Below are 13,896 nucleotides of genomic sequence, written 5' to 3'. Positions count from 1 at the left end.
TTCCTGACTTGATCCCCACCAACACTCTCTGCGTCGCGGCTAGGCGCCGTCCGTCTGTTCCCGACGGTGGTCCGGTCGGCCTGTGGGGCGGGCCGGGGGTGATCTTCCAACAATCTACTCACCGATGGGAATAGATCGGATACACAGGGTGATGGCCACGGTGTTCGTCCGACACGACAAGGAGCGTCGACCATGACGATCATCCGCACGACCCTCGCCCTGGGCGCGATGTTGGGGACCACGGCCGCACTGTGGGCGGGGCCCACCACCAGCGCCACCAGCGCCAGTGCCGCCCAGGCTCCGACGGTCGCCACCTCTCACCAAAAACCCGCCGTTCCGTGCGCTGTGCTTGCTGTTGTGCTCCATAACGTTCTGGCTTCGAGCACGGACGGCCCGCCCATGGAGTGCGATCCCGAGTGACCGTCTGCAATCCCTCTCCGATCGCCTGAAAGGGATTGAAGACGGGCTCTCACTGCGAGATCACCGCGAAGTCCGCCGGGCGCAAGGTCTTCGGCTCCGCCACCGCAGGCGTCCGTCTCGCTTGACCCGTTGCGCGTCAGCCCGACAGCCAGTGCAGCTCGTGCGCCAGGGGTTTGGCGACGGCACGGATGCGGCGGTGTAGCGGCGACTGCTCGCGTGGCAGGACCAGGTGGATCGTCAGGCCGGGGGCGCCCCGCAGCGGTCGCCAGGTGAGACCGGCCGGTTGTACCGTGGCCGCGGCTTCTCCAGCCGGGGCGAGGGTGGCCCCGTCGCGCAGGTCGCGCTGAGACATGTCGAAAGAGACTGCGGGCGTGTGGAAACGGGGCTGTGGTCGGATGTCGCGGAACAGTGCCGACAACTGATCGTGGATCACGGGGTTGGCCGCGCGGTCCGGGAGCCGCAGCGGATACGCGGCCGCGTCGGCGATCTCGATCTCCGGGTGTTCGGCCAGCGGATGGTGCTGCGCCAGCTGGACCCCGATGCGCTGACGCCGCAGCAGGTACCGGCGCACGCCACGGCCTGGCTGTTCACCGCGGGTGATCCCGGCGTCGATGCGGCCGTCGGCGACCGCGGGGGAGATCTCCGGTGTCGCCATCGGGACCGCGCCGACCTCAAGTCCGCTGTTGCCGCGAATCAGCCTGTCCACCAGGGCCGGTACCGTCTCGGCCCCGGCGCTGAGGCTGTATCCGATGCGCAACGTGCCCAGTTCACCGGCCGCCGCGCTCCGGGCGGTGTCCCATGCCCGGTCCAGCGCCGCCAGCGCGGGCGGCGCGGACTCCGCCAAAGCCGCACCGGCCGTGGTCAATACGACGCTACGCGTGTTGCGGACCAGCAGGGCCGTGCCGAGTTCCGTCTCCAATCGGCGTATCCGGGCGCTGAGTGCGGGCTGTGCGATACCGATCCGTGCGGCCGCGCGGGTGAAGTTCAGCTCCTGCGCCAGCACCAGGAAGTACCGCAGGCTGACCGTATCCGGCGCCACGTGCCCTCCCTGCCGATTGATAACGATCGGTTCTGAGTCTATCCCGTATCGATCTTTCCCTCGGCCGCACATCAAGCCCTAACCTGCACATATGGCGATTCAACCGGCCGCAGTACCGGTCGCCGGGATCGTTCGATCCGAGTGTCTATTCGAAGTCGGATGTGTCCGGCCGAATACAGGAGGTTTTCATGGCTAAGGGCTACTGGGTCAGTGTCTACCCCGCCATTTCCGACCTTGAAGGGCTGGCTGCCTACGACAAGCTGGCCGGTCCGGCTGTCCAGGCCGGGGGCGGGCGCAACCTGGCCCTCCTCCCCTCCCGTGGCGGTCGAGTCGTCGCCCACGAGGCCGGAATCACGCAACGCGTCGTTCTGATCGAGTTCGACAGCTTCGAACAGGCCGTCGCCGCATACGAGAGCGAGGCATACCAGAAGGCGCTGGTGGCCCTCCCCGACGGCGTCGAGCGCGACTTCCGCATCATCGAAGGCATCGACTGACCGGGGTCAGCTGAGCATTGGCCATGATCAGCTGCAGTGGGACTTCCTGTTCGCCAAGGTAGGGGCGGCGGCGGCCGGTACCGTCCCGCCCAGATCTCCACCCGCCCCGAACTCGACAAAACCCACACCCTGGCCCGCGAGCTGCGCGCCTCCGGCGTCGCGGTCGCCCTGGTCATCCACGAGCACAAACGGCTCGGACGCGGCGTCGAACTCGCGGCTTGGCCGAGCAGCCGCGCGCCGACGGCATCGCCCTGGAGTTCCTGACCGGCGAAAGCGAGATCGCCGCTCAGGTCGTCATCACCACCGGCAAGAAGAAGGGCCAGCCCCCTCACCTGCCACCGTCACGCGCATGCTCCGCGACCGCGACCAGCAAGCCGCGCCCCCATCTCGTCCCTGACCCGGCGCAACACCACGCCCACACGCATCGGAACGAAAAGTCACGTCACCATCAGGCTCCACCACCGGCCCAAGAGGAAACCGGGTGCAGAAGTCAGCGGTGGGAGCCCTAGGTTTGCGGGCCGAAAGTCCAGGTCCCGGCACCGAGTAGTCGGTCCAGGTCGTCTGTGACCTGTGCGAGGAGCCCTTCTCCGAACACGACAAGGGTTTGTTCAGCGTAGTGATCGAACGTGCCCAGGCGGGCGTCCGCCGTGGTGAGGAACTGGAACTCCTCGCCGTTGATGGCGCTTCCCGGCCAGGACGGTTGTCCGGGGCCGCCGACGCGGTGCGGATCGAATTCCCATCCGTTGAGGTAGGGCCGGTACTGGTACACCCATTCGCCGGGTCGGACGCAGGCACGCAGGCCGCGTTCGATGACGCTTTCGGCGGCCGCGATCGCCGGGTCGTCGCTGCCGCCGGGCAGGCCGTAGAACCAGCGGCGCGAGTCGGCCGGCGCACGATAGCGTCCGCTGCCGCTGTCATAGTCGAAGCCGACGCGGGCCTTGCAGCGGCGCGCGATCTGTCCGATCTCGCCGTTGTCGAGCGAGTGCCTTGCGGGCGGGGTCGCCGCAGGTTCACCCGGCGGGGTCCACTGGCGGGATCGTACGGTCGTGACCTCACGAAATCCGGCGGCCAGCAGGACGTCACGCGCCTCCCCGTCGGCGTCGGCGACCAGGAACTGCTTGGGCGGCGACCCGAACCGCCACAGCGGCAGTTGGGCCAGGAGTTCGGGGCGGGCTGCGGTCAGCCCTCCGATGACGGCGTAGGCGGTGTCGGAGACGTTCTCCAGCCAGCAGGCCGCGGTGACCGTTCCATGGTGGTTCAGCACACGGACCTCGACGTCCCAATACGACGTGGAGCGCATGGCGTGCCAGGTCGCCAAGGGGGCCCGGTGCGGGCCGGTTCGAGCCGCAAGGTCGAGCGCCTGCTGCGCCTGTGGTTCATCCCACCGGACTGATCGTGCTTCCCACCCCTGCTCCGGCTCGGGGAAGTCGAGCTCGGCGACCTCACCGACCAGGACACCGCGTTCCCAGCCTGCGGCGAAACCGGCCTCGTCGAGCACCATGCTCAGGTGCGACGCCGCTGCGTCGTGCTGGAACACGCGCCACTCCACCGGTTCGGCACGTGCGGCTGCGGATGCCTGTACCCGCTGGGCAAGCCGTGCGGCCGAAGCCGAGCCCTCCGCGTCCAGCGGGGGATGGTCGACGACGCAGTGGGTGCCGTAGTGCGTGAGGTTCAGCGGACCGATCCGCTCGACGACGGTGCCAAGCCGCGGATGCTCCCGGACGTGACCTCGCAGCGTGTCGTCATGCTCCGCCAGGAGCTGCCCCGTATCCAACGCCACGTCGGCATTCAAACAGGGGCAACACCCAAAGCACTACCGCTTAATGCCTGGATATCGGGTTTGTTCCTACGGCAGGACGACGGGGCGGCGCGTGGTGCTCACGCCGACCGCTTAACGCGGATCTTCACTCCGATGCTGCTCACCCCCCGACTCCGCGCTTCGCCATGAGAGTAGGAGTCCGGGGCGGCGTGCTCCATGAGTGATCATCTACGCGGCGCCGCCCGGAGAAAATAGGGAACGTCCTGTCGTCACCGCCGTTGAGTGTCCGCGCCGGTGCCCAGGCGGTCCGAGTCGCGGCGAAAGGAGCGCATCGGTCGCCTGCCCGGCCATCCCTGACACCCCACCGGCCGACCACACCGCTTCCGCTTACCCAGGTAAGGAACCACATCTTGACCACTCCGCACGCCTTCCCCCTGGAACCCACCCCCATCCACGTGCCCGACGAGGTCCTCGATGACCTGCGCGCCCGTCTCGCGCTGACCCGTCCGCCGCTGGACGAGGGGAACGGGGACTGGTCCTACGGCGTCCCGGACGACTACCTCCGTGAACTGGTCTCCTACTGGCGGGACGGCTACGACTGGCGCAAGGCCGAGACCGCCATCAACGCCTACGAGCACTACCAGGTGGGCGTCGCCGGGGTCCCGGTGCACTTCATGCGCAAGCCCGGCCGCGGCCCCCGCCCGATCCCGCTGATCCTCACCCACGGCTGGCCCTGGACGTTCTGGCACTGGTCCAAGGTGATCGACCCGCTCGCCGACCCGGCCGCGTTCGGCGGGGACCCCGCCGACGCGTTCGACGTCATCGTGCCGTCCCTGCCCGGCTTCGGGTTCCCCGGCCCGCTCACCGGTTTCCCGGACGTCAACTTCTGGAAGGTCGCCGACCTCTGGCACACCCTGATGACCGAGACCCTGGGGTACGAGAAGTACGCCGCCGGGGGCTGCGACATCGGCGGGATCGTCTCCAGCCAGCTCGGCCACAAGTACGCCGACGAGCTGTACGGCATCCACATCGGCTCTGGGCTGCCGCTCGACTTCTTCAACGGCCCCCGCGCCTGGGACTTCGCCCACAACCGGCCCCTCACCGACGACCAGCCCGCCGACGTCCGCGCCCGCATCATCGAGCTGGACCACCGCTGGGCGTCTCACCTCGCCGTGCACATGCTCGACGGCGCCACCCTGGCCCACGGGCTGAGCGACTCACCCGCCGGGCTGCTCGCCTGGCTGCTCAAGCGCTGGAACGCCTGGAGCGACAACGGCGGCGACGTCGAGTCCGTCTTCACCAAGGACGACCTGCTCACCCACACCACGATCTACTGGGTGAACAACTCCATCGCCACGTCGATGCGTTACTACGCCAACGCCAACCGCTACCCCTGGACCCCCGCCCACGACCGCACCCCGGTCGTGCAGGCCCCGGTCGGCCTCACCTTCGTCACCTACGAGAACCCGCCCGGCATCCACACCGCCGACGAGCGTGTCCAGGCGTTCAAGACCGGCCCGCAGGGCGGCTGGTTCAACCACGTCAACGTCAACGCCCATGACCACGGCGGCCACTTCATCCCCTGGGAGAACCCCGACGCCTGGGTGAGCGACCTGCGCCGCACCTTCCACGGCCGCAGACCCTGAACGACCGGCGACCCGGCCCGGTCCCCGATGGCCACGGCGAGCCGCGAAGGGGGTCGGCGTCGCAGGTCAAGGGCGGTCCACGCCGTCCGGCTACCCGCCGCGTTCCGGCCCGGACGCGGCGGGGCGGGACCGGCGCGGGTCCGCCCCATCGATGCCCCGATTCAGGAAACCCGCGCAGGCCATGGGGTCAGTTCTGAACCGGCTCCGGGTTCGCCGTGTCGGTGGCGTAGCCGACGACCGCGTCGCCCTGCGAGGTGTCAGGGGCCAGGGCGAGCGCCGTCGTGATGCGGCCGATCATGGTGTAGACCCCGGTGACGATCAGCAGCTCCACGATCTGGCGCGGGGAGAGGTGCCGCCGTAGCCGCGCGAAGGTCGAGTCCGACGGCCTGCCGCGGTGCAGCACCTCCGCGGTGAAGGCCAGCGTCGCCTGTTCGGGCGCGGTGAGGCAGGGGGCGTCCAGGCGCCCGTCGCGGATCGCGATCACCTTGGCGCGCGGGGTGTGCTCGGCCCGGGCCGCGCTGACGTGCTGGGTCCAGACGTAGGTCGCGCCGAGGTCCGCCGCCACCTGGAGCACCGCGAGCTCGCGGAGATCACCCGGAAGTTCCATGTCGGCGAGGATCGCCCGGGACATGTTCATCGCGGCGGGGAACACGGTGTGGGCGTGGGCGGCCATCCGGAAGATGTTGAGCGGTGGCAGCGCCGCCAGCAGTTGCCGGGTCTCGGCCGGAAGGTCGTCCGGGTCGGGGTAGGGGAGGCGTGCGCTCGGGCCGTCGTCGACCGGGCCGAACAGCCGGTTCCCCGGCACGTGGGGGTCGTCGCTGGTCAGGAACTCCTCGAACGCTTCGGCGAGCTCCATGGCGGAGATGGCGCCGCTGAAGTCGACGTCCAGGTGGCGGAAGGCCATGTCGGCGTCCTGCTCGGACAGGCCCCACCCCTGGAGGAAGGCGCGGAACTCGCCGGATCCCAGTTCGCCGTCGCCGTCGGAGTCGCAGGCCGCCACGATGGCCCCGGCCAGCGAGGTCAGCCCGGGGGAGGAGGGCGCGCGCGGCGGGTGGAACCGCTCGCGTCCGACGGGTCCGGGCGGGCAGAGCGACGCGGCCAGCTCCGCGTGGTGGGCGCGGAGCCGTGCGTGGGCTTCGTCTCCGGCTCCGCACCGCCGGGCGACGCGGTCGGCCGCGTGCTCGAAGTCGGCCCGGCAGACCTGGCCGTCGTGGTCGGTGTCGAGGAGGCGGAACAGGTTATCGAGCTTGCTGGTACGCAGGTCGGGCACTGGTTCGTCCTTCGGTGGGGTCGGGAAGGCGGGCGATGGAGGCGGCGGTCAGGCCGGTGACCCGCGCCGCCACGGTGCCGTCGGCGGACACCGACATCAGGACGTCCCCGTCCTCGACCAGCAGGAGGGGCCCTGCGGGGGCCGGGTCGAAGAGTTCGACCCGGGTCGCGGCCCTGGGGACCACGACGTCGACCGGGCCCGGCGGCTGGGTGGTGGCGAGCTGGAACAGCCCGTCGAGCTGCACGACCGGAAGGGTGTGCTCGGGGAACCACCGGCCGATCTCGGGAAGGTCCACGTCGAGTTCGGCGCGGCGTCCGCACGGATGGGTCCTCGGATCGCGGACGCCGGCGAACAGCCCCGTCAGTTCGATCACCGGGGCGCCGGCCACGCAGGGATTGACCAGCTCGGTGGTGGGCGCGTCCGGCCACGCGCTCCAGCGGGGCGGCCGCGGCGGGCGGTCGGCGAGCCGGACGTCGAGGCGGGCGTGCAGCCGGTCGCGGACCAGGACGCGGCCGTCCGGCGCGACCACGTCCCCGGTGACCCGCACGTGCAGCAGGTCCGGGCCGGTCATCCGGCCGTGGATCCGCACCAGGTGCGGCCGGTCGGGGCCGTGGACGTGCAGGAAACTGTCGAGGCTGAGGTTCTCGAACGCGACGGGGACCCGTTCGGGGAACAGCAGCCGGGCCGCGTCCCCGGCGATCGCGATCTGGAAGGCGCCGGGAAGCGTGGGGTAGCCGCGCACCAGATGGCGTTCGAGGTAGCCGTCCCGGTCCAGGTCGAACAGCCGCGTGAGCGTGATGGCGTCGGACCGGAGGGCTTCCACCCGTCCGGCGAAGAAGGCGTCGTGGCACCAGGCGCGGTAGCCCGGGGCGGTGCGCTCGACGGCCATGATCTCCCGGGGGCCGAGGTGCACGGTCGCCGGGGGAGGGTCCTGGGCCGACAGCTCGCGCAGGAAGTGCCGGACGCCTTCGGCGTTGTCCATCGCGGTCAGCTGCCCGGCCTGGTCGAAGTGGGCCTGCTGGAGGTGCGTGGCGGCCAGCCCGGTCTCCTGCCACAGGGTGAAGCCGATGGTGTGCTCGTCGCGGGCCGTCTCGGCCTGCTGGAAGAGGTAGTCGTTGGTCGCCGCGTAGTCGCTGTCGCCCTCCAGGGCGAAGAAGCCCGCGTAGGAGCCCGCGTTCCACCAGCGGGCCGGGCGGGCGTCGCCGAACGCGCGGGCCAGGTTGCGGTGAACGGTCGGCTTGAATTCGCGGACCAGTCGGAACTCCTCCAGGCTCTTGGTGGCCAGGTCGTGGTTCCGGTTGATCCCGGCGAGGTTGAGCAGCAGGTCCACCTGGGGCGCCCGGGTGAGAACGTGCCCGACGACGCGGGCGACCGCCACCTCGTCCAGCAGGTCGCAGACGTGGTAGTCGACGCGGCCTTCCCCGCACAGGGCGCTGAGCTCGGCCAGGGTGTCGCGGACCTCCCCGGCGCGGACGCGGCGGTCGTAGGCGCGGCTCGCTTCCGCGGGCGACTGCCCGGCGGGTCTCGCCCTGATGAACGCGGCCCTGCCCATGGCCGGGTCGTCGAGCGATTCCTCGGTCCTGCTGGTGCCCAGCACCACGATCCGGGGCGCGGCGGTCCGGGCCAGCGCTTTGAGGAGTTCGGCGCCGATGCCCCGGCCGCCCCCGGCAGCGAGGACGAGGGAGTCGCGGCCCAGCGGCGGGTTCCGTGGCAGGTTCTGTGCCGTGAGCGACCGCTGCCGTGCCCGCACCGCCAGACGGCGCCCGTTCCGGTAGAAGACGACCGGAAGGAACCGCTGCGCGGAGGTCTCGGCGGCCGCGTCGGCGAGCGCCTGCGGCAGGTCGCCGTCGTGCACCACGGCGAGGACGTCCGACTCGGGGAACTCCAGGGCCAGCACCTTGACGAACCCGGTGAACAGGCCGGCCTGAGGCTTGCCCGCCGAGCGGCACAGCAGGACGGTGACCGAGTCGCCCTCCCCGAATCGTCTTGCGCAGGCCCGTACGGCCAGGAACATCGCGTCGTGCAGCCGGGTCAGCGCCGGTCCGTCCATGTCCGCGACGATCCGCAGGTGCGTCGGCTGGAGGCCGCCGAGCATCGATTCCCCCAGCGGGATCGGAGTGGCCGAGCCGCCGCGGTGCAGCACCGCCCGCGCGTCGTCGACGGCGATGAGCGTGTCGGGTTCCGGCCCCGCGCGCAGAAGGTCGTCCCGGCAGTTGGTGAGGACGAGCGACCCGGGCACCAGGAACGGGCCGCCCCCGCGGGTGCGGCGCGGCTCAAGCGGAGCGAGGGACAGCACATGCCTGGCGACCCGGTCCACGGGCGGCGTGTCCCGGCTGAGCACCAGTTCGCGGCCCGCCGCCTCGTCCCCCCGGACCAGGCGCAACTCGTTCTCCGAACCCTGGAGGAAGCCGACGATCTCCGGGCCGCCCTCGGCGCCCGCCAGCGTCACCCCGCCGCGCACCGGGGCGGGCGGCGTCACGGAACGGGCGCCCCGGACCGCCGCGAGCACGGGAAGGCCCGCGTGTTCGGCGATCCGCCTGGAGGTGACGGCGAACACGAAGGCGCCCTCGGCGACGGCCGTGCCGGGGAACCGCGCCTGGAAGGAGGGCAGGTCGTTCCCGCTGACCCCACCGACCAGCGCCACCTCCAACGTGCCGTCCGCCACGTGGCGGGAGGCCACCTGGAACGCCTCCAGCAGCGAGGCCTCGCCCTGGTCGACGGTCATGGCGAGGCCGTGCAGGTCGAACTGGTTGGCCAGCCTCCCCGACGCCACGTTGGGCATCGCGCCGGGATAGGAGTCCTCGGTGGGGGCCGGAGCCAGCTCCGCCAGCTCGCGGCGCAGCCGGGAGGCGAACTCCCGCAGGGCCGGACGGCCGTCGGGCAGCAGCCGGGCCAGCTCGTCCAGGTGGACGCGTGCGCGCAGGAGCATCGCCGCCCGGGACGGGCCGAACTGCCCCACGACCGCGCCGCCGCGCTCGTTCCGCGACCGCAGGAGCGCGCGCACGTCCTCGGGCAGGCGGTGCACTCCGCGCAGGAGCATCAACTGCGCCCTGTCCATGCGGCGGACGGTCGCCGTCGGGAGGGTGAGCTCCGACAGCGGAGGGCGCGGATAGTGGTCGCCGAAGCCGCGGCCCTCCTCGGGCAGCACGGCGGCGTACCCGACGATCACCGGCTCCTCCCGGGGCGACCCGCGCTCCGCCGGGACGGCGCCCGGGCGATACTCGCGGATCAGCACATGGGCGTTGGTGCCGCCGAAACCGAACCCCGAGACGGCCCCCACCCTGGGCGCGGCGTCGCGTGGTGGCCAGGCGACCTCGCGGGCGGGCACCTGGATGCCGGTGCCGGTGAGGTCGGGCCGGGCGGAGGAGGCGGACGCGAGCGGCTGCGGGGGGATCTCGCCGTGCCGCATCGCCAGCAGCAGATGGATCACCGAGGCGACCCCCGCGGCCCATCCGGTGTGCCCGATCAGGGACTTGTTGGAGACGACGTTCAGGGTGCGTTGCGCGGCGTAGCACCTGCCCAGGCCGGTCAGCTCGACCGCGTCGCCCCTGGGGGTCCCGGTCGCGTGCGCCACGATCAGCGACACCTCGGCCGGGTCGAGCCCGGCGTCGGCGAGGGCCCGGCTGATCGCTCGCCGCTGCCCGTCGGCCGAGGGCTTGTAGATCGACGTCCCCCGGCCGTCGGCCGACAGCCCGGTCCCGGCGATGACGCCGTGGACCGGGTCGCCGTCGGCCAGCGCCCGGCCGAGCCGCTTGAGCACCACCACGGCCGCGCCGTCGGAGAACAGCACGCCGTCCGCGCCGGCCGACAGCGCCCGGACGGCGCCCCCGCGGGCCAGCCCGCCGTTCTTGGAGAACACCACCTGCAGCGTCGGCGTCAGCACGTTCGCCCCGCCGCACACCGCGATGTCGGCCTCGCCCGCCACCAGTTCCCGCATGCCGAGGTCCAGGGCGTACAACGAGGACGAGCAGGCGGTGTCGACCAGGTGGACGGGGGTCCCGGGAGGCAGCAGCCCGTCGGCCGCCGTCCGCGCCAGCCGGTGCGGCAGGTGGGCGGCGGTGTCGCCGCGGCGGCCGTACCGGTCCTCGACCAGCCGTTCCAGCAGTTCCGCGTCGGCCGTGGCGAGACCGGTCGCCCTGGCGAGGACCTCGTCGCGGAACAACGCCTCCTCCTGGTGCTGGCTTCCGTCGGCGGTGTATCCCAGGCTGAACGTGAAGCGGTCGCCGCCGGTGGTGGCGACCCCCTCCAGCGCCTGCCCGAGGCTGTGGCGCAGCCAGCCGACGGAGAGATCCTCGCCGTCGGGTCCGAGGGCGTCGACGTAGCCTCCGCGCTGGGTGTAGGTCTTGTCGGGTTCGTCGCCGGTCCCGGGCGCGAAGTCCGCCGCCTCCCAGCGGTCGGGGGGAGGGTCGGAGAACTGCGGTGTCCCGGAGCCGAGAAGCCGCCAGAACTCCTCGGGGGAACGGGCCCCGGGCACGGCGAGGCCCAGCCCCACCACGGCGATCGCCTCGGACCGCAGGTCTTCAGGCGGGGGAGCGGGGCGCGGCCGGGCGGCGGGCGCCCGGCCGTTCGGGGCCGCCGCGGCGGCTGGGGCGGCCGGGTGGGTGAGGGTGAGCCCTCCGTCGGCCAGCAGTGTCTGCCCGGTGACGAAGGAGGCGTGGTCGGAGGCGAGCATCAGGACCAGCCCGGCGAGCTCCCGCGACCGCGCCAGCCGGCCCATCGGGGTCGCCTCCGCCACGGCCCGGCCGAACTCCTCGGCGCGCGGGAACAGCCGTCCGGTGGCGTTGTCGAGCAGACCGCTGGACACCGTGTTGACGCGGATCCCGTACGGCGCGAACTCGACCGCGAGATACCGGGTCAGGGCCTCCAGCGCGGCCTTGGTCACCCCCGTGGGCAGGTAGTCGCGGACGGCGCGCCGCGCGCCGACCGACGAGACGTTGATGACGACCCCGCCCGGCGGCATCCGGGGGCGGGCCGCCCTGGCGCACCACAGCGCCCCTTTGACGTTGGTGGCGAACGCCTGGTCCAGGGCCTGTTCCGTGGTCTCCTCGTGGTCGGTGAACCGCCCGGTCGCGGCGTTGTTCACCAGCAGGTCGAGCCGGTCGATCCCGGCGAACATCTCCGCCACCTGCTCGGGCCTGGCCACCGAGGCGCGCACGGCCCGGACCCGCAGCCCCTCGGCGGTGAGCCGGTCCGCCAGCCGCCTGCCCCGGTCGTAGGAGTGGAAGCAGTTGACGATCACCTCGGCCCCGGCGCGGGCGAGGTCCTCGACCAGGACGCTGCCGACCTCGCCCGCACCGCCGGTGACCAGCGCCACCTTGTCCGCAAAGGCGCCCGGCCCCCGCTCATCCACCATCGGCGCCCTCCAGTGCCGCCGTCACCAGTGCGGCGACGGCCCCGACGGTCTCGTACTCGGCGACGCGCGCGGCGTCCTCGGACGACGGCTCGATCCCGAAGTGCCGCCGGACCCGGGCCAGCAGCTCGGTGCGCTTGACCGAATCCACGCCGAGGTCCGCCTCCAGGTGGGCGTCCGGCGTCAGCACGTCCTCGGGGTACTCCAGGGCCTCGGCGTAGATCGTCCGGATCTGGGTCATCACCTCCGCCTCCGAGGGGGCCGCCGGGGGGACGTCCCCCACCGCGCGCGGGGCATCGGTGGCCACGGGCTCCGAACCGCTCCGCGCCATGGGCACCGCGGGCCCGGCCCCGTTCCCCTCCGGCGCCGCGCCGTCGAGGGCGGGCAGGACCACCACCTCCGGATGCGCGGCCCGGACGAGACCGGTGAGGGTCGTTCCGGCGCCGATCTCCATGAAGATCCGCGCGCCCGCGCCGTGCAGGCGCGCGATGGCCGTGTCGAACCTCACCCGCGTGACCAGGTGCATGCCGAGCATGCCCACCAGATCGTCGTCATCGCGGTAGAGGCGGCCCAGGATGGGCGAGTAGACCGGCGTCCGCAGCCGAGAGCCGCGCATCCCGCTCAGCCGCTTGACCACCTCGGCCCGCACCCCGGCCATGAGGGGGTTGTGGAACGGCGCGGGCGAGGAGAGCCGGACCGCCGCGAACCCGAGCGCGGACGCGACCGCCTCGATCCGGCGCAGGCCCGCCCACGGCCCGGACACCACGACCTGCGACGGGCCGTTGACGACGGCGACCACCACCTCGGGCTCGGCGGCGAGATCGAGGATCTGCTCCACCCGTCCCAGGTCGCAGCCGAGCGAGAGCATGCCCCCGTCCGTGCCCGTGGTCGCGGCGATCCGGTGGCAGAGCATCTCCGCCCCCTGCGCGACGGTGAGGGCGCCCCCGGCGACCAGCGCGGCGAACTCTCCCATGCTGTGCCCGACCAGCAGCGCGGGCTCCACGCCCCGGGCGCCGAGCAGCCGGTGCGTCCCGACCGAGACGGTGTAGACGGCCAGCTGGAGGAGCTCCGGATCGTCCGGCGTGCGCGCGTCCGGCCCGAAGATCTGGGTGCCGATGTCCTTGCCCAGGACGTTCAGCGCCACCGCGTCGATCTCGGCCAGCACTTCCCTGAGCTCCGGGTCGCCGTCCTCCCAGAAGGGGGCGAGCGCGCCCTCTCGGTACCCGCCCTGGCCGGGGAACAGCCCGACCAGGGCGTCGATGTCCAGTACCACGGGGCTAGGCGGCACGCCCGAACAGCAGGGCTCCGGCGGACTCGGGATCATCGCCGTAGTAGAAGTCCTGGATGGCCTCCAGCCACTCCGTGCGGTCGATCGTGCCGTCGCCGTCCAGGTCCAGCCGCGCGAACAGCGCGTCGGTCTCGTCCCGCGCCAGGCCGTAGGCACTGCCCAGCCGGAACAGCTCGTCGGGGTCCACCACGCCGTTGCCGTCGACGTCCAGGGCGTCGAACTGCGCCATGCCGATCCGGCGCACCGCCTCGGAGAACCCCCCGGAGTCCGCCGCGATCGCGGCGGTGTAGTCCTCCTGGGAGAGCCCGTCGGCGGCGGCCGGCGCGGCCTCCCGCAGCGCCTCCCAGAGCGCGTCGTAGGCCGCGTGGATCTCCGCGCGAAGGTCGGAGCGCCCGGCCGGAACGAGCCGGTCGCACAGCCGTCCGGCCGTCGTCCTCAGATCGTCCTGCCGCAGCCACCCGTCCCCGTCGACGTCGAGCTGCCGGAACCTGTGAGCGAGCTTGTCCTGCTGGAAATCAGACACGCGAGACCTCCCCAGAGGGATCATCGGCCAGACCAAGACACCGGCCGGTCACGGTATGTATTTGTCAAAACACAGAGCGTGAAAACCCTTGGACGGCGAACTGTTGC

The 13,896-nt window shown here is 72.1% G+C and carries 10 protein-coding genes; 4 read left to right on the top strand and 6 right to left on the bottom strand.

Annotated features, from left to right (window positions below; genetic code table 11):
• The first annotated feature begins 192 nt into the window (after positions 1-192).
• On the top strand, positions 193-420 hold the full coding sequence (locus AKI01S_RS37705) for a hypothetical protein (RefSeq protein ID WP_067829235.1): 228 nt from the start codon (positions 193-195) through the stop codon (positions 418-420).
• 136 nt (positions 421-556) lie between these two features.
• Here AKI01S_RS37705 and AKI01S_RS37700 read toward each other — a convergent pair whose 3' ends face one another.
• Positions 557-1,459: a LysR family transcriptional regulator gene (locus AKI01S_RS37700; RefSeq protein ID WP_067829232.1), complete on the bottom strand. Its 903-nt coding sequence runs from the start codon at positions 1,457-1,459 to the stop codon at positions 557-559.
• A 188-nt stretch (positions 1,460-1,647) separates the two neighbouring features.
• Between AKI01S_RS37700 and AKI01S_RS37695 the strand changes: the two genes are divergently transcribed.
• Together AKI01S_RS37695 and AKI01S_RS51240 are read left to right on the top strand one after the other, a co-directional pair.
• A complete protein-coding gene (locus tag AKI01S_RS37695) occupies positions 1,648-1,953 on the top strand; it encodes a DUF1330 domain-containing protein (RefSeq protein ID WP_067829229.1) in 306 nt (101 codons plus the stop codon).
• Between the two features lie 36 nt (positions 1,954-1,989).
• The gene (locus AKI01S_RS51240) at positions 1,990-2,217 is read left to right on the top strand and encodes a hypothetical protein (protein ID WP_157420454.1); all 228 of its coding nucleotides are present in this window, start codon (positions 1,990-1,992) and stop codon (positions 2,215-2,217) included.
• A gap of 241 nt (positions 2,218-2,458) precedes the next feature.
• Here the strand turns inward: AKI01S_RS51240 and AKI01S_RS37690 are convergent, their stop codons facing one another.
• A complete protein-coding gene (locus AKI01S_RS37690; RefSeq protein WP_067829227.1) occupies positions 2,459-3,733 on the bottom strand; it encodes a DUF2716 domain-containing protein in 1,275 nt (424 codons plus the stop codon).
• A 389-nt stretch (positions 3,734-4,122) separates the two neighbouring features.
• On the opposite strand from AKI01S_RS37690, the gene AKI01S_RS37685 reads away from it, so the two are divergent.
• Positions 4,123-5,358 carry an epoxide hydrolase family protein gene (locus AKI01S_RS37685; RefSeq protein ID WP_067829224.1) on the top strand — a complete coding sequence of 412 codons (1,236 nt, stop codon included), beginning with the start codon at positions 4,123-4,125 and terminating at the stop codon, positions 5,356-5,358.
• Positions 5,359-5,545: 187 nt separating this feature from the next.
• Here AKI01S_RS37685 and AKI01S_RS37680 read toward each other — a convergent pair whose 3' ends face one another.
• From AKI01S_RS37680 to AKI01S_RS37665, 4 genes are read right to left on the bottom strand one after another with little or no spacing between them, the layout of a single operon-like run.
• Complete coding sequence (locus AKI01S_RS37680; RefSeq protein WP_067829220.1) at positions 5,546-6,628, bottom strand: EF-hand domain-containing protein; 1,083 nt, start codon at positions 6,626-6,628, stop codon at positions 5,546-5,548.
• Positions 6,597-11,981 carry an SDR family oxidoreductase gene (locus tag AKI01S_RS37675; RefSeq protein ID WP_067829217.1) on the bottom strand — a complete coding sequence of 1,795 codons (5,385 nt, stop codon included), beginning with the start codon at positions 11,979-11,981 and terminating at the stop codon, positions 6,597-6,599. The genes AKI01S_RS37680 and AKI01S_RS37675 overlap by 32 nt, the downstream gene beginning before the upstream one ends.
• On the bottom strand, positions 11,971-13,266 hold the full coding sequence (locus tag AKI01S_RS37670; RefSeq protein WP_169814085.1) for an acyltransferase domain-containing protein: 1,296 nt from the start codon (positions 13,264-13,266) through the stop codon (positions 11,971-11,973). Before AKI01S_RS37670 ends, AKI01S_RS37675 begins: the two co-directional genes overlap by 11 nt.
• The gene (locus tag AKI01S_RS37665) at positions 13,256-13,789 is read right to left on the bottom strand and encodes an EF-hand domain-containing protein (protein WP_067829212.1); all 534 of its coding nucleotides are present in this window, start codon (positions 13,787-13,789) and stop codon (positions 13,256-13,258) included. The genes AKI01S_RS37670 and AKI01S_RS37665 overlap by 11 nt, the downstream gene beginning before the upstream one ends.
• Positions 13,790-13,896 lie beyond the last annotated feature (107 nt).

The sequence above is a fragment of the Actinomadura kijaniata NBRC 14229 genome (genome assembly GCF_001552175.1).
GTDB lineage: Bacteria > Actinomycetota > Actinomycetes > Streptosporangiales > Streptosporangiaceae > Spirillospora > Spirillospora kijaniata.
This window is presented reverse-complemented; position numbering and strand designations above follow the sequence as displayed.